We start from the raw sequence: 15,722 nt of genomic DNA, 5'->3' as shown, positions 1-15,722 counted from the left end.
ACAGGCCGGAGGCCCGGCAGCCAGGAACGCCGCAGGCCTGAAGACCCGTGGCCCCAGAAACCCAGGGGCCGCAGGCCCAAAGACCACAGGCCGCAGGACCCGCAGCCAGGAACGCCGCAGGCCTGAAGACCCGTGGCCCCAGAAGCCCAGGGGCCGCAGGACCAAAGACCACAGGCCGCAGGACCGGCAGCCAGGGACGCCGCAAGCCGGAGGACCGGTGGCCCGAGAAGCCCGGGGGGGCGCAGGCCCAAAGGCCGCAGGCCGCAGGACCGGCAGCCAGGGAGGGCGGGGGCCGGAGGCGGGGTCCCGGGGGGCGCAGGGGGCGCTCCCCGCCCTGGCCGGGACCCCGTCGGCCGTGCCGAGGGGGACGAACGCGGTCAGCCCGTGGCGGCCGTGGCCGTCAGGGCGATCCGCTCCTCCCCCGCGTACACGTTCATGGAGGTTCCCCGCAGGAACCCGACCAGCGTGAGCCCCGTCTCCGCCGCGAGGTCCACCGCCAGCGACGACGGCGCCGATACCGCGGCCAGCACGGGTATGCCGGCCATCACCGCCTTCTGGGCCAGCTCGAAGGAGGCCCGCCCCGACACCATCAGCACCGTCCGCGACAGCGGCAGCGCGTCGTTCTGCAGCGCCCGCCCGACCAGCTTGTCCACCGCGTTGTGCCGTCCCACGTCCTCCCGGACGTCCAGCAGCTCTCCCGTCTCGGAGAACAGGGCTGCCGCGTGCAGGCCGCCCGTGCGGTCGAAGACCTGCTGGGAGGCGCGCAGCCGGTCCGGCAGCTCGGACAGCAGCGCCGGCTCCAGCGTCATCGCCGGCCCGTCGCCGTCGTCGATCGCCCACCGCGCGGTCGTGCGCACGGCGTCCAGGCTGGCCTTGCCGCACAGGCCGCACGAGGAGGTGGTGTAGACGTTCCGTTCCAGGGTGATGTCCGGTATCACGACGCCGGGGGCGGTCCGCACGTCGACCACGTTGTACGTGTTGGAGCCGTCCACCGTGGCGCCCGCGCAGTACACGATGTTGCGCAGCTCCGCGCCCGAGCCCAGCACGCCCTCGCTGACGAGGAACCCGGCGGCCAGCGCGAAGTCGTCGCCGGGCGTGCGCATGGTGATGGCCAGCGGCTTGCCGTTGAGCCTGATCTCCAGTGGTTCCTCGGCGACGAGCGTGTCCGGGCGCGCGGAGACCACCCCGTCGCGGATGCGGATCACCTTGCGTCGTTCCGTGACTCGTCCCATAGCCCTGTCAGTCCCGGTTCTGTACGTGCTGGTAGCCGAAGCGGCCCTTGATGCAGAGATTGCCGTGGGTCACCGGGTTGTCGTGCGGTGAGGTGACCTTGACGATCTCATTGTCCTGAACGTGCAGGGTGAGGTTGCACCCTACTCCGCAGTAGGCACAGACCGTGGTGGTCCGCGTCTGCCGGGACTCGTCCCACGTACCCGCTGCGCGCATGTCGAACTCGCTCTTGAAGGAGAGTGCCCCGGTGGGGCACACCTCGACGCAGTTGCCGCAGTAGACGCAGGCCGACCCGGTGAGCGGGCCGTCGTGCTCCACGGCGATCCGGGCGTCGAAGCCGCGCCCCGCGACCGAGATGGCGAAGGTGTTCTGCCACTGGTCGCCGCAGGCGTCCACGCACTTGTAGCACAGGACGCACTTCCCCAGGTCGCGGACGTAGAGGTCGTTGTCGACCCGGGGCTCCTGGTCGATCCGGGCCGCGTCCGGGCCGAAGCGGTCCGGCTCGGCCTCGTACTCCTTCAGCCAGACGGCGGCGTTCGGGGTGGTGGAGAGGTCCACGGAGGAGGCGAGCAGCTCCAGCACCACCTTCCGGCTGTGCCGGGCCCGCTCGGTGTCGGTGCGCACCCGCATGCCCGCCTCGGCCTTGCGGGAGCAGGCCGGCACCAGGGTGCGGGCGCCCTCGACCTCGACCACGCAGACCCGGCAGGCGTTCTTCGGCTCCAGGGTGTCGCCCTGGCAGAGGGTCGGGACGTCCTTGCCGGCGGCCCGGCAGGCGTCGAGGATGGTGGAGCCCTCCGGGACCCGGGTCTCCTGGCCGTCCAGGGTGAACTCCAGGAGCCGGCGCGGCACTCCCAGCGGTATCGCGGTCACTTGTACGCCCCCAGGCGGTCGATGGCGGATTCCACGGCGTTCCAGGCGGTCTGCCCGAGACCGCAGATCGAGGCGTCCTTCATGGCCCGGCCCACCTCGCGCAGCAGGGCGATGTCGCCGGCGGCGTCCGCCCCGGTGCGGTCGGCGATGCGGTGCAGCGCCTCCTCCTGACGGACGGTGCCCACCCGGCAGGGCACGCACTGTCCGCAGGACTCGTCCCGGAAGAACTCGGCGATCCGCAACAGCAGCCGGGGCAGCGGCACGGTGTCGTCGAAGGCCATCACCACGCCCGAGCCGAGTGTGGCCCCGGCCTCGCGGGTCCCCTCGAAGGTGAGCGGGATGCCAAGCTCGTCGGCCCGCACGAACCCGCCGGCCGCCCCGCCGAGCAGCACCGCCCGCAGGCCGTCGCGCACCCCGGCGAGTTCCAGCAGCTCCCCCAGCGTGGCGCCGAACGGCAGTTCGTAGACGCCGGGGCGTTCCACGCTGCCGGAGACGCAGAACAGCTTGGGGCCGGTGGACCTCCCGGTGCCGATCGCGGCGTAGGCGGGGGCGCCCATGGTGAGGATCGGCAGGACGTTGACCAGGGTCTCCACGTTGTTCTCGGCGGTGGGCTTCCCGAAGAGGCCCTTCTCCACCGGGAACGGCGGCTTGGAACGGGGTTCGCCCCGGCGGCCCTCGATGGAGTTGAACAGCGCGGTCTCCTCGCCGCAGATGTAGGCGCCGGCGCCGCGCCGGATCTCGATGTCGAAGGCGTACCCCATGCCCAGCACGTCCTCGCCGAGGAACCCGCGGGAGCGGGCCTGGGCGACGGCGTGCTCCATGCGGCGCAGCGCCCGCGGGTACTCGCCGCGCAGGTAGAGGTAGCCCTTGTGGGCGCCGGTGGCGTATCCGGCGACGGTCATGGCCTCCACGAGGGCGTACGGGTCGCCCTCCATCAGGACCCGGTCCTTGAAGGTGCCGGGCTCCGACTCGTCGGCGTTGCAGACCAGGAAGTGCGGGTGGTCGGGCTGGGAGGCGGTGGCCTTCCATTTGACGCCGGTCGGGAAGGCGGCGCCGCCCCGGCCGACCAGCCCGGAGTCGGTGACCTCCCGGATCACCCCGGCCGGGCCCAGCTCGAAGGCGCGGCGCAGCGCGGTGTACCCGCCGTGGGCGCGGTAGTCGTCCAGCGAGGCCGGGTCGACGACGCCGACCCGGCGCAGCAGCGTCAGCTCCGCCCGCCCGGCCTGGGGTACCGCCATGGCGGCGGCGGGTTCCTCGGGTGCCGACTCGGGGGCGGTCGCCGCGAGGACGGCGGCATCGGGGGTGGCCGGCGCGGCCACCGCGGTCCGTACCGTCTCCCCGGCCCGGACCGCCAGAGCCGCCGGGGCCCGCTCGCACAGCCCGAGGCAGGGACTCGACTGCACCAGCACGCCCGATCCGGGGCCGAGGCGGTCCCGGGCGGCGGCGAGCACGTCGGCGGCGCCGGCCGGGGCGCAGGCGATGTCGGTGCAGACGTGCAGCACCGTCCGCGGCCGTGGTTTCACCGAGAACAGGGCGTAGAAGGTGGCGACCCCGTAGGCCTCGGCCGGGGGGACGGTCAGGCGGCGGCACAGGTAGTCCAGCGCACCGTCGCTGATCCAGCCGATCCGGTCGTTGACCGCGTGCAGCCCCGGCAGCAGCAGGTCGCGGCGGTCGCGTGCGGCACGGCCGCCGCGCGCCCACCTCAGGTCGGCGGGGCCGGTACCGTCGCGGTCGGCGCCCTCCCAGGAGGACTGCGGCGGGCCGAGCAGCGCGTCGACCGCGGCGCGTTCTTCGTCGGTGGGTTCGCTGTCGCCGAAGTGCAGGTCCAACTCGGGTCACCTCACGTGGTCAGCGGCGGGAAGTTTCTCGATGCGGATCGCCGACGCCTTGAACTCGGCGGTGCCGGCGATCGGGCAGTTGGCCTCGATGGTCAGCGCGTTGGTGTCCACCTCGTCGGGGAAGTGGAAGGTCATGAACGCGAGGCCCGGCCGGAGGGCGGTGTCGATCCACACCGGGGCGACGACGGTGCCCCGCCGGGAGACGACGCGCACCTCCTCGCCGACGGTGACGCCGTGGCGCTCGGCGTCCTCCGGGCTGAGTTCCACGTACTCGCCGCGTCGCAGGGGCGAGGCGAAACCGCCGCTCTGCACGCCGGTGTTGTAGGAGTCCAGCCGCCGGCCGGTGGTCAGCCGCACGGGGTAGTGCTCGTCGGTGAGGTCCACCGGCGGGTCGTGCTGGACCAGTCCGAACGGGGCCGGCGTGCCGCGGCGCCCGGGGTCGGCCTCCCACAGCCTGCCGTGCAGGTAAGGGGGTTCGAGGCTGTCGGTGGAGGGGCAGGGCCACTGGATGCCCTGGTGTTCCGCCAGCCGGCCGTAGGTCATGCCGTGGTGGTCGGGCGAGACCGAGCGCAGTTCGTTCCAGACCGACTCGGCGTCGGCGTACTTCCAGTCGTGGCCGAGCCGACGGGCCAGGTCGCAGAGGATGTCGATGTCCTCCCGGGCCTCGCCGGGCGGGGAGACCGCCGCACGTACCCGCTGGACGCGGCGCTCGCTGTTGGTGAAGGTGCCGTCGGTCTCCGCCCACCCGGCCGTCGACGGCAGCACCACGTCGGCGAGTTCGGCGGTCCGGGTCATGAAGATGTCCTGGACCACCAGGAAGTCCAGCTCCCCCAGGCGGCGTACCGCCTGCTCGCTGTCCGCCTCGGACTGCGCCGGGTTCTCGCCGATGCAGTACACGGCCCGCAGCGTGCCCTCCTCCATCGCCTCGAACATCTCGGTGAGGTTGAGGCCGTAGCGGGGCTGGATGGTGGTGTTCCAGGCGGCGTCGAACTTGCGCCGGGTGTCCGGGTCCAGGATGTCCTGGAAGCCGGGGAGGCGGTTGGGGATCGCGCCCATGTCGCCGCCGCCCTGGACGTTGTTCTGGCCGCGCAGCGGCTGGAGGCCGGAGCCGTAGCGTCCGACGTGTCCGGTGAGCAGCGAGAGGTTGATCAGCGCGCGGACGTTGTCGGTGCCGTTGTGGTGTTCGGTGATGCCCAGCGTCCAGCACAGCTGGGCGCGTTCGGCGCGGGCGTAGGCGTGGGCGAGTTCGCGGACGGCGGCGGCCGGCACGCCGGTCACCTTCTCCGCCAGCGACGGCGTCCACGGTTCGACCAGCTTGCGGTACTCCTCGAACCCGGAGGTGGCCCGGCGGACGAACGGCTCGTTGACCAGGCCGGCGGCGATGATCTCGCGGCCGACGGCGTGCGCCAGCGGGATGTCGGTGCCGACGTTCAGGCCGAGCCAGCTCTCGGCCCACTCCGCGGTGGAGGTGCGGCGCGGGTCGACGGCGTACATCCGGGCGCCGTTGCGGATGCCCCTGAGCACGTGCTGGAAGAAGATCGGGTGCGCGAAGCGGGCGTTGGAGCCCCACATCACGATCACGTCGGTGTGCTCGGCCTCCTCGTAGGAGGAGGTGCCGCCTCCGGAGCCGAAGGCGGCGGACAGCCCGGCCACGCTGGGCGCGTGGCAGGTGCGGTTGCAGGAGTCGACGTTGTTGGTGCCCATGACGACGCGGGCGAACTTCTGCGCCACGTAGTTCATCTCGTTGGTGGCGCGGGCGCAGGAGAACATGCCGAACGCGCCGCGGTGTGCCAGCAGGGCCCGGGCGACGCGGTCCAGCGCCTCGGCCCAGGTGGCCCGGCGGAACGGTTCGTCCCGGGAGTCGCGGACCAGGGGGTGGGTGAGCCGGGTGTAGGTCTTGGGGGCCCGCTCGCGCCTTCGTGCGCGGGAGGCGGGGTGATCGCTCATGCGGCGCTCCTCAGCGCGAGCAGGTCCGACAGGGCGTGGACCGTGCGGAGGGTGGGTGCCTCGACGCCGGTGAGGTCCGCGAGTTCGGTCAGCGCGGTGAGCAGCACGTCGAGTTCGAGCGGTTTGCCGCGCTCCAGGTCCTGGAGCGTGGAGGTGCGGTGGTCGCCGACCCGCTCGGCGCCCGCCAGGCGGCGTTCGACGGTGACGCCCACGGTGCAGCCGAGGGCCTCGGCGATCGACAGCGTCTCGGTCATCATGGTCTCGACGACCCGGCGGGTGCCGCCGTGCACGCACATCTGGCGCATGGTGGCCCGGGTCAGGGCGCTGATCGGGTTGAACGTGGCGTTGCCCAGCAGCTTGACCCAGATGTCGTCGCGCAGGTCGGGCTCGACGGGGCACTTGAGGCCGCCGGCGACCATGGCGTCGCCGAACGCGGTGCAGCGCGCGGAGACGCTGCGGTCGGGCTCGCCGACCGAGAACCGCGTCCCCTCCAGGTGCCGGACCACCCCGGGGGCCTCGAGTTCGGTGGCGGCGTACACCACGCAGCCGATGACCCGTTCGGGGGCGATCACCGCGCTGACCGCTCCGCCGGGGTCCACGCTCTCCAGGCGCCGTCCGTCGTGCGGGCCTCCGTGGCGGTGGAAGTACCACCAGGGGATGCCGTTCTGGGCGGCGACCACCGCCGTGCCGGGCTTCAGCAGCGGCTCGAGGAGCGGCCCGCACGCCGCGTAGGAGTTCGCCTTGAGGCCGAGGAACACGTAGTCCACCGGTCCGACCTCGGCGGGGTCGTCGGTGGCCGGGGTGCGGGCGGCGAAGTCGCCGCGCGGGCTGAGGACGCGCACGCCGTCCTGCCTCAGGGCCGCCAGGTGGGGTCCGCGGGCGATCAGGCGCACGTCCACGCCCGCGCGGTGCAGGGCGGCGCCCACGTAGGCGCCGATCGCGCCGGCGCCGAGGACTGCGACTTTCACGGGATGGCTCCGTCCGGTCGAGGGCGTACCGAGGAACTGGGGAACCAGGGAACCGGTGCACTGGGGAACCGGGTCGCGACGGTGGGGGGTTCGGGAAGAACGTCGACTGAATATTGTCTACAGTATGGGAGTTGAGGCAGCAAGGGCCTCGGCACGCACGACGTCCGCGGACACGGGAAGTGGAGTCGGCGACGTCAGGAGTCTTCCCAAGTGGACGGGATGGTTCCTAGGGTTCCGGATCATGAGTCCACCGGTAGCACCGCCGGGATGGAGCCGCTGGCTCGTTCCCCCGGCCGCCCTCTCCGTCCACCTGTCCATAGGCCAGGCCTACGCCTGGAGCGTCTTCAAGGCTCCGCTGGAGTCCTCGCTCGACATCAGCGGCACGCTGAGCGCGCTCCCCTTCCAGCTGGGCATCGTGATGCTCGGCCTCTCCGCGGCGTTCGGCGGCACCCTCGTCGAACGCAACGGTCCGCGCTGGGCGATGACGGTCGCCCTGGTCTGCTTCTCCTCCGGGTTCCTGCTCTCCGCCCTGGGCGCGTGGACCGGGCAGTACTGGCTGATCGTCCTCGGCTACGGCTTCGTCGGCGGCATCGGCCTGGGCATCGGCTACATCTCGCCGGTCTCCACACTGATCAAGTGGTTCCCGGACCGGCCGGGCATGGCCACCGGCATCGCCATCATGGGCTTCGGCGGCGGCGCGCTCATCGCGTCCCCCTGGTCCACCCGGATGCTGGAGTCGTTCGGCTCCGACTCCTCCGGGATCGCCACCGCCTTCCTGGTGCACGGCCTGGTCTACGCGGTCTTCATGTCGCTCGGCGTCCTACTGATCCGCGTACCGCGGCCCGCCCCGGCGGACGCGGCCGGCGCGGACGCCACGGCCGGCGTCGGCGGCGTGCAGGTCTCCGCCCGCGACGCCGTGCGCACGCCGCAGTTCTGGCTCCTGTGGCTGGTGCTGGTCATGAACGTGACCGCGGGCATCGGCATCCTGGAGAAGGCCGCGCCGATGATCAGCGACTTCTTCGCCGACACCTCCACCCCGGTGTCGGTGTCGGCGGCGGCCGGGTTCGTGGCGCTGCTGTCGGCGGCCAACATGGCCGGACGGATCGGCTGGTCGTCGACCTCCGACCTGATCGGACGGAAGAACATCTACCGCGTCTACCTGGGTGTCGGCGCGCTGATGTACCTGGTGATCGCACTCTTCGGGGACGCCTCCAAGCCACTGTTCGTGCTCTGCGCGCTGGTGATCCTCTCCTTCTACGGAGGCGGCTTCGCGACGATCCCGGCCTACCTCAAGGACCTCTTCGGCACCTACCAGGTGGGCGCCATCCACGGACGGCTGCTGACGGCCTGGTCCACGGCGGGCGTCCTGGGACCGCTGATCGTCAACTGGATCGCGGACCGGCAGGAGGAGGCCGGCAAGCAGGGGCCGGAGCTGTACGGGACCTCGCTGTTCATCATGATCGGGCTGCTGGTCGTCGGCTTCGTGGCCAACGAACTGGTGCGGCCCGTGCACGCCAGGTACCACCTCAAGGAGGCCGTCCATGCCTGAGGCCACCACCACCGGGACCGGGACCGGGACGGCGCCCGAGGGCGCCGGCGGCCGCCGCGGCCTGATCGCCTTCTCGTGGCTCTGGGTCGGCGTCCCGCTCGCCTACGGCCTGTACGAACTGGTCCGCAAGGCGACGCAGCTCTTCACGGGCTGATGAACCCGCCTCTCCCGCGGGAGCCCCGCACCGACGCCGGTGCGGGGCTCCCGCCGCTCCTTCTCCCGCCACTCCCGGGCGCCTGCCGTTCCGGGGCGCCTGCCGTTCCCGGGCGCCCGCCTCTCCCCCGCCCCGTGGCCGGGGACCGCCGTGGCCAATGTCACCCGACCCGCCGCCCCCGAGGCGCCGTAGACTGTAGACGATAGACAATCGGGTGTGCTCAGGAGGGGAACCGATGTTGTCGACCGGTCTGCCGCAGGGCGCTGTGCCCAAGCTGGAACGCCCTGGTCCCCTCCGGGACCGCGTCTACGAGGCGCTGCTGGAGCTGATCACGACCCGCGCGTTGCGGCCCGGGCAGCACTTGGTGGAGAGCGAACTCGCCGGGCACCTCGGGGTGTCCCGCCAGCCGGTGCGCGAGGCGCTCCAGCGGCTCAACACCGAGGGCTGGGTGGATCTGCGTCCCGCCCAGGGCGCCTTCGTGCACGAGCCCACGGAGGAGGAGGCCGATCAGCTCCTCACGGTGCGCACCCTGCTGGAGGCGGAGGCGGCGCGGCTCGCCGCGGCCAACGCGGGCAAGCCGGGGATCGCGCAGCTGGAGGAGCTGTGCGCGCAAGGGGAGGCGCTGGTCGCCGCCGACGACGTGGACGGGGCCGTGGAGGCCAACGCGCGGTTCCACGCCAAGGTGATGGAGCTGGCCGGCAACGCGGTGCTGGCCGAGCTGGCCGCGCAGGTGGACCGCCGGGTGCGGTGGTACTACACGCCGATCGCCCGGCAGCGGGGGCAGCAGTCGTGGACGGAGCACCGTGCGCTGATCGCGGCCGTCGCCGACCGCGACGAGGCGCTGGCGACGCGGCTGATGCGGGAGCACACGGAGCACACCCGGCACTCCTACCACGCGCGCGCCCGCGGCTGACGCGGGCGGCAAAGGGCCGGAGGCCGCCCGCGCGGCGGTTCCCGGCCCGCTCAGGGCCCCGCTCCGGCCCGTGACTCCTCCAGCCAGCGCAGCAGCACCCGGTGGACGGCCTCGGCCCCCACCAGCGGGTCCTCCGGCGGGGGCAGCGCCACCGGCGACAGCAGGAAGGCCCGGCCCTGCTCGCCGCCGAGTCCGCCGTGCGAGCCGATCTGCTCCTCGAAGGCGTGGACCTCGCCGGTGTCCGGGTCGTGCCACGAATTGATCATGATGTCGGCGGCCTGCGGGAAGCCGTGCGTGCGCTTCACGGCGGCCACCGCCCCGGGCCCGTACGGCTCGAGCGGGCCCGGGTTCTCCTCGCTGAGGTCCGCCAGCGGCACCGCCGTGCCGTGCGCCGCCAGCACCAGCCCGCCGTGCTCCTCGCTGCGCACCAGCAGGAACCCGATGCCGGGGTGGTTGGCGAGGGTGGCGAGGAGCGCCGGATGCCGGGCGTCGATCTCCTCCCGGCTCATCCGGTGCCCCACGTCGGGAAAGGAGACCAGTCCCAGGTTGCCCGAGGCCAGGACGACGGGCTCGGCGCCGCGCACGGGCGGCAGGTGCTCCCCGGCCCCCTCCTCGACGGGGCGGTGCAGCGCGGCCCGGACCGCCGACCGGGCCTCCGCCCCGCTGCGGGTGCGGCGGGCCCGCCGCGGCACCGGCAGCCCGCAGCCGGCCCGGACCAGGTCGCCCAGGGGCAGCCCGTACCGGGAGCGGAAGGTCTCGCCTGGGCTCTGCCCGTGGTCGGAGAGGACCACGAACCGGTAGGGCCTCGGCGAGTGTTCGGCGACCTTCTCGAGCAGCGCCAGCACCCGGTCCAGGCGGCGCAGCACCTGGGCGGCGTCCCTGCCGCGGGGGCCGGAGTGGTGGGCCACCTCGTCGTAGGCGACCAGGTCGGCGTAGACCGCGGTGCGCCCGGCGAGCATGTCCCCGGCGACGGCGTAGACCACCACGTCCCGCTGGACGACGGTGGCGAAGGCCCGCAAGAACGGGTACAGCCCGCCGCGGCCCACCCGCGGCCGGCGGCGCTCCAGGCGGGCGCGCAGCGACTGCCGGAGTTCGCGGAGCACCTCGGCGGCGAAGGACAGCACGGTGCGGACCGCGTTGGCGGGGTCGGCGAAGTAGGCGAAGTAGCCGGAGCGGGACCGGAACCCCTTGCGGCGGCGGCGGGCGGCGATGGAGAGGACCAGGGCCTGCTCCCCCGCCCCGCCGCTGAACAGGTTGCCCCGGCTGGCGCCGTCGACGGCGAGCAGTCCGGGGTGCCCGGCGTTCTTGGCGGCCCGCCGCTGCAGGACGACCGCGCTGGAGGGCCGGTTGCAGACCATCACCTCACGGCGCTGCTTGTCGTACCAGCGGAAGGCGGGGACGTCGAAGTTGGAGCCGTGCAGGATGCCCAGCTGGCTGGCGCCGGTCTGGCTGGACCAGTCGGTCCGCCAGGGGGCCAGCCGGTGGGTGGGCGGGCCTCCGTCCCCGTCCTCGCCGAGCCAGCGGGCGACGGTGGGCGTCAGGCCCTGCCCGACGGCGTCGCGCAGCACGTCGTGCCCGACGCCGTCCAGCTGGAGGAGGACGAAGCCGGGGGTGACCGGCCCGCCGGCCTCGGCACGGACGCGACGGCGGCGCCGGTCGGAGAGCCGGTACAGGCGGCGGCGGTAGGCGTCGTCGTCGCGGACGGCGAGGGCGCCGCCGGTCGCCGAGGCCACCGCGGACATCACCGCGGCCACCACCACGGCCGTCTCCGGGCTGGCCTCGCCCCGCTGCACCGGGTTGACCCAGAGCGCGACGAGGAGCAGGCCGCCGTTGAGGAAGAAGACCAGCAGCGCCAGCACCAGCGCGGGGATCAGCAGCAGCAGGCGGACCAGCAGCGGCCAGACCAGCGCGGACAGCAGGCCGAAGGCGCCCGCGCCGAGGGCCGCGGTGACGCCCAGCCGGGTGGCGCTGCCGCCGTCCGGCGCCTCCAGCCGGAAATCGGGGAGCAGCCCGGCCAGCACCAGCATGGTCAGCGTCGAGACCGCCCACACGGCGACGCTCCGCCCCAGTTGTCCCGCGCCCCGCCGCCAGCGGTCGTTCACTCGCACCTCTCGTTCTCCCGCCACGCCCGCCGTCCGGCGGACGGGCCGTTCAACCCTGCCATACCGGGCAGACGGTGGGCGTGGGCGTCGGGATCCGCCTGCCCCGCCGAGCCTGCCCCTACCCGTAGGCTCGGAACCGGGTCGCACGGAGCACGAGGGAGGACGGCGAGGTGCCGGCGGAGATCACCTGGTGGGGACACGCCACCTGCACGCTGCGGGACTCGGGCGTACGCGTCCTGACGGACCCCCTGTTCACGCGCCGGCTCGCGCATCTGCGCCGCCGCCGGGGCGCGCCGCCGCCACCGGAGGCGTGGCGCGCGGAGGTGGCGCTCGTGTCGCACCTGCACGCCGACCATCTCCATCTGCCGTCCCTGGCCCGGCTGGACCCGGGCACCGTGGTGCTGGTGCCGCGCGGGACGGGTCGTGCGGTGCCCGCGCTGACCCGGCTGGCGCGGGCGCGCTCGCTGGACGTGCGGGAGGTCGAGCCGGGTGACCGCACGCGGGTGGCGGACCTGACGGTCCGGGCGGTGACGGCCCGCCACGACGGGCGGCGGCTGCCGTTCGGACCGCACCGCTCCCCCGCCCTAGGGTTCGTGGTGGAGGGCGAGCGGCGCACCTACTTCGCCGGGGACACCGGACTGTTCGACACCATGGCGCAGGAGGTGGGGGCGGTCGACCTGGCGCTGCTGCCGGTGGGCGGCTGGGGTCCGTTCCTCGGCGAGGGCCACCTCAACGCAGCCCGGGCGGCCGAGGCGCTGGCGGCGCTCGGCCCCAGGTGCGCGGTCCCGGTGCACTACGGGACGTTCTGGCCGGTCGGGATGGACGCGGTGCGCCCTCACGAGTTCCATTCCCCGGGCGACGAGTTCGCACGGCTGGCGGCCCGCAGCGCACCTGGCGTGCGGGTGCGCCTGCTCGGGCACGGCGAGTCGGCGCGGCTCGGAGACACCCGGTGACGCCGGACGGCGCGGCGGGCTATCCGATGCTGTTCCTCCTGGTGCTGCTGGGCTCGCTGGTCCCGGTGGTGCCGACGGGCCCGCTGGTGAGTTCGGCCGCGGTGGTCGCCTTCCACCACGCGGTGCCGGCGGTGTCGCTTGGGGTCCTGCTGCTGGTGGCCTCGGCGGCGGCGTGCCTGGGTGACGTGGCGCTGTACTGGCTCGGCCGGCGCGGCATGGAGTCGCGCGGCGGCACCCGCTGGCTGGAGGGCATCCGGGACCGGGCCCCGCAGGAACGGCTCGATCAGGCCGTGGAGAAGCTGCAGCGGCACGCCGTGCCGGTGCTGGTGCTGTCCCGGATGATTCCGGCGGGGCGGCTGCCGGTGATACTGGCCTGCCTGGTGGCCCGCTGGCCGCTGCGCCGGTTCGCGCGGGGCAACGCCCTGGCGTGCCTGGCCTGGGCGGCCACCTACCAGGTCATCGGGGTGCTGGGCGGCTCCCTGTTCGACGAACCATGGAAGGGCGTGGTCGCGGTGGTGGTGCTGACGCTGGCGATCAGCGCCGCCCCCACCGTGTGGAACCGCTTCCGGGACCGCTGAGCGGGCACCGCCGGAGGGCCGTCGCCGCCCTCCCGGTGTCCGCCCGCGCGCGGCGGTCAGTCGTCGAGGACCCGGGAGCCGCCCACCGGAAGGTCCCACAGGTCCTCGCGGGCCCGTCCGGTCGCGGCCCAGGCGTCGCGGACCCGGTGCAGGGGCTCCAGGACCGGCTCGGACGACAGCAGGAACGTGCCCCAGTGCATCGGGGCCATCCGCCGGGCGCCGACGTCCAGGGTGGCCCGGACCGCCTCCTCCGGGTCGCAGTGCACGTCCCGCAGCCACCAGCGGGGGTCGTAGGCGCCGATCGGCATCAGGGCCAGGTCGATGTCCGGGTAGCGCTCACCGATCCGCCGGAACCAGTGCCCGTAACCGGTGTCCCCGGCGAAGTACACGCGCCGGCGCCCGCCTCCCGCGCCATCGCGGGTGCCGTCCCCCGCGCCGTCGTGTGTGCCGTCGCCCCTGCCGCCGCCTGCGGGCGCGTCGTCGTCCGCGGTGAGCACCCAGCCGCCCCACAGGCTGCGGCAGGTGTCGGTGAGGGTCCGCTTCGACCAGTGGTGGGCGGGCACGAAGTCCAGCCGCACCCCCTTCAGCCGCGCCGACTCCCACCAGTCGAGTTCGGTCACTCTCCGCAAGCCCCGGCGGGAGAACCACCGGCCCAGGCCGCCGGGCACGAACACCGGTGTGTCGCAGGGCAGTCGGCGCAGGGTGGGCAGGTCCAGGTGGTCGTAGTGGTTGTGGCTGATCACCACGGCGTCCACCGGGGGCAGCGCGTCCCAGGGGACGCCGACCGGGGTGATGCGGGCGGGCGTGCCGAGGATGCGGCGGGACCACACCGGGTCGGCGAGGACCGTGAGGCCGCCGATCCGGATCACCCAACTGGCGTGTCCCGCCCAGGTGACGGCCACCTGACGGGCGTCGACCCGGGGCAGCGGCCCGGGCCGGTAGGGGATGCGGGGGATGTCCGCGAGGCCTTCGCGCCTGGGCCGCACCGCGCCCTCGCGGGCGAACCGGGCGAAGGAGCGCAGTCCGGGGAGCGGGGCGGTCAGCCGGTCCTCGAAGGACCTGGGCCAGCGGCGGCCCTGCCCCGGCGCCGCGGGACCGACGGGCGGGGACGGTTCGGTCCGGGGCGGCTCGGTGGTGCGCAGCCGCCCCGGGCTCCCCTCCTGTCCGTGGCCCGTGGCGGGCCGCGGGTCGGGGCCGGGCAACCGGCGGGAACGGAACTGTGGTTGCGTCATCGCGGGCTCTCCCCTCACTCGGCCCCGGTGATGGCCTCGGCCGGTGTGCCGAGCCGGTCGAAGGCGGTGCGCCACCTGGTCAACGCCCCTCGCACCCGGTGCAGTTGGAGCGGATCGGGGGCGGTCAGGCAGGCGGCGCGTTCCGCCGCGTCGCCGCCCAGCAGGTCGCCGGTGGACAGGCGGACCCGCGGGGCGGCCAGGTCGTCGCCGAAGCGGTGGCCGCCGCTCGCCGGGACGCCGTGGCGCACGTCGAGGCATTCCTCCAGCTCCTGCGCGTCGCCGACGCCGTGGGTGGCGAGGGCGTCGGCGAGCGGTGACAGGTCGGCGTAGACGCACCGCCCGGCCTGCGGGGGGAGCGTCAGCCCGCCCGCGCCGACGACGAGTTCGTGGACCGCGGTGGCGAGCCGGGCGTGCAGGCGGACGGAGGCGGCGCGCCGGGCGGTGACCTCCTCGGGCTCACCCAGCGCGTAGGCGGCCGTGACGGCGAGGGGCCTCGGGATCTGGGCGCCGAGGGCGGTGAGCACGTCGAGCACCCGGGCGCGCAACGCGCCTCCGTCGCCGGGCCCGGTGGGGAAGCGGGCGATCGCGGCCGGCCAGCCGGCGGGGAGCAGCCCGCCGCGCAGGTCGGCGACGGCGGCCACCCGGCCGGGCAGCATCTCCGCGGGGCTGAGCAGGACGGTGCCGTGCGGGTCGTGGACCGTGTCCCGCCAGGTCTCGTCGCTGATCACGAAGAGCCCTTCGGCCTCGGCGACCTCGACGGTCGCGTGCAGGAATTCCGGGGCCGCGACCGCGCCGGTCGTCTCGTCGGCGGGCGAGAGCACCAGCTGACGCGGGTCCCCGCCCTCCTTGCGCACCCGGCGAATCGTTTCCTGCAGCGCGTACGCGTCGGGTACCCCGCCCGACTCGGGCGGCGTGGGCACGTGGAAGACGGGGCGGCCCAGCAGACGGGCGTAGGGCGCCCACCACGCGGCGCAGGGGCGCGGCACCAGGACGTCGCCCCCGAGGGTGGCGGTCAGCGCGAGCAGCAGCGCGGGCGCGCCGGGGGCCGCCGCCACCCGGTCGGGCCCGGCGGCCAGGCCCCGCCGGGTCCAGTAGCCGGCGGCTGCCTCGAGCAGGTCGGGTCCCCCGCCGGGGGGTTCGTCCTCGGCGCGCTGCGAGGCCGCCGACAGCACGGCGGTGAGCTCGGGGAGCACCGGCAGTCCGTCGTCGGGCATGCGGGGCCCGAACCGCACCGGGCCGTGTCCGCCGGCCCGGCCCGTTCCGCCCCGTTCCGTCCGCCCCATCGGCACCTCCGCGCGGTCACCGGCATGCGCCGTGGCGGTCCTTCCGCACCGGATGCCGGGTTCGATGGTCCCGAGTACCCCGGGGCGGGCCGGACATGACCGGCC

At 74.3% G+C, this 15,722-nt stretch carries 13 protein-coding genes; 5 read left to right on the top strand and 8 right to left on the bottom strand.

The window, feature by feature from the left end; genetic code table 11:
* Nucleotides 1-377 precede the first annotated feature (377 nt).
* Genes fdhD through GBN72_RS03995 form a run of 5 tightly spaced genes read right to left on the bottom strand, consistent with a single transcriptional unit; the run spans nucleotide 378 to nucleotide 6,853 of the window.
* Entirely contained in the window at nucleotides 378-1,232 is an 855-nt protein-coding gene (fdhD, locus tag GBN72_RS04015; RefSeq protein ID WP_151770208.1) for a formate dehydrogenase accessory sulfurtransferase FdhD, read from the bottom strand.
* A gap of 7 nt (nucleotides 1,233-1,239) precedes the next feature.
* A complete protein-coding gene (locus tag GBN72_RS04010; RefSeq protein ID WP_151770207.1) occupies nucleotides 1,240-2,100 on the bottom strand; it encodes a 2Fe-2S iron-sulfur cluster-binding protein in 861 nt (286 codons plus the stop codon).
* Complete coding sequence (locus tag GBN72_RS04005; protein WP_151770206.1) at nucleotides 2,097-3,929, bottom strand: NADH-ubiquinone oxidoreductase-F iron-sulfur binding region domain-containing protein; 1,833 nt, start codon at nucleotides 3,927-3,929, stop codon at nucleotides 2,097-2,099. The genes GBN72_RS04010 and GBN72_RS04005 overlap by 4 nt, the downstream gene beginning before the upstream one ends.
* Before the next feature lie 6 nt (nucleotides 3,930-3,935).
* Nucleotides 3,936-5,885 (bottom strand): molybdopterin oxidoreductase family protein, encoded by a 1,950-nt coding sequence (locus tag GBN72_RS04000; protein ID WP_151770205.1) that lies wholly within the window; start codon nucleotides 5,883-5,885, stop codon nucleotides 3,936-3,938.
* Nucleotides 5,882-6,853: a 2-dehydropantoate 2-reductase gene (locus GBN72_RS03995; protein ID WP_151770204.1), complete on the bottom strand. Its 972-nt coding sequence runs from the start codon at nucleotides 6,851-6,853 to the stop codon at nucleotides 5,882-5,884. Before GBN72_RS03995 ends, GBN72_RS04000 begins: the two co-directional genes overlap by 4 nt.
* Nucleotides 6,854-7,094: 241 nt before the next feature.
* On the opposite strand from GBN72_RS03995, the gene GBN72_RS03990 reads away from it, so the two are divergent.
* From GBN72_RS03990 to GBN72_RS03985, 3 genes are all read left to right on the top strand, one after another.
* The gene (locus tag GBN72_RS03990; RefSeq protein ID WP_151770203.1) at nucleotides 7,095-8,402 is read left to right on the top strand and encodes an OFA family MFS transporter; all 1,308 of its coding nucleotides are present in this window, start codon (nucleotides 7,095-7,097) and stop codon (nucleotides 8,400-8,402) included.
* On the top strand, nucleotides 8,395-8,556 hold the full coding sequence (locus tag GBN72_RS33970) for an MFS transporter small subunit (protein ID WP_164540360.1): 162 nt from the start codon (nucleotides 8,395-8,397) through the stop codon (nucleotides 8,554-8,556). The genes GBN72_RS03990 and GBN72_RS33970 overlap by 8 nt, the downstream gene beginning before the upstream one ends.
* Before the next feature lie 235 nt (nucleotides 8,557-8,791).
* A complete protein-coding gene (locus tag GBN72_RS03985) occupies nucleotides 8,792-9,469 on the top strand; it encodes a GntR family transcriptional regulator (RefSeq protein ID WP_151770202.1) in 678 nt (225 codons plus the stop codon).
* A 50-nt stretch (nucleotides 9,470-9,519) separates the two neighbouring features.
* Here the strand turns inward: GBN72_RS03985 and GBN72_RS03980 are convergent, their stop codons facing one another.
* Entirely contained in the window at nucleotides 9,520-11,496 is a 1,977-nt protein-coding gene (locus GBN72_RS03980) for an alkaline phosphatase family protein (protein ID WP_246212345.1), read from the bottom strand.
* A gap of 245 nt (nucleotides 11,497-11,741) precedes the next feature.
* Between GBN72_RS03980 and GBN72_RS03975 the strand changes: the two genes are divergently transcribed.
* Complete coding sequence (locus GBN72_RS03975; RefSeq protein ID WP_151770200.1) at nucleotides 11,742-12,524, top strand: MBL fold metallo-hydrolase; 783 nt, start codon at nucleotides 11,742-11,744, stop codon at nucleotides 12,522-12,524.
* A 26-nt stretch (nucleotides 12,525-12,550) separates the two neighbouring features.
* Complete coding sequence (locus GBN72_RS03970; RefSeq protein WP_151770931.1) at nucleotides 12,551-13,102, top strand: DedA family protein; 552 nt, start codon at nucleotides 12,551-12,553, stop codon at nucleotides 13,100-13,102.
* Between the two features lie 56 nt (nucleotides 13,103-13,158).
* Here GBN72_RS03970 and GBN72_RS03965 read toward each other — a convergent pair whose 3' ends face one another.
* Together GBN72_RS03965 and GBN72_RS03960 are read right to left on the bottom strand one after the other, a co-directional pair.
* Nucleotides 13,159-14,334, bottom strand: coding sequence for an MBL fold metallo-hydrolase (locus tag GBN72_RS03965; RefSeq protein ID WP_151770199.1), 1,176 nt, complete (start codon nucleotides 14,332-14,334; stop codon nucleotides 13,159-13,161).
* A 14-nt stretch (nucleotides 14,335-14,348) separates the two neighbouring features.
* Nucleotides 14,349-15,617, bottom strand: coding sequence for an aminotransferase class I/II-fold pyridoxal phosphate-dependent enzyme (locus GBN72_RS03960; protein ID WP_151770198.1), 1,269 nt, complete (start codon nucleotides 15,615-15,617; stop codon nucleotides 14,349-14,351).
* Between the last annotated feature and the right edge of the window lie 105 nt (nucleotides 15,618-15,722).

The organism is Streptomyces abyssomicinicus (genome assembly GCF_008974245.1).
Classification (GTDB): domain Bacteria; phylum Actinomycetota; class Actinomycetes; order Streptomycetales; family Streptomycetaceae; genus Streptomyces; species Streptomyces abyssomicinicus.
This window is presented reverse-complemented; position numbering and strand designations above follow the sequence as displayed.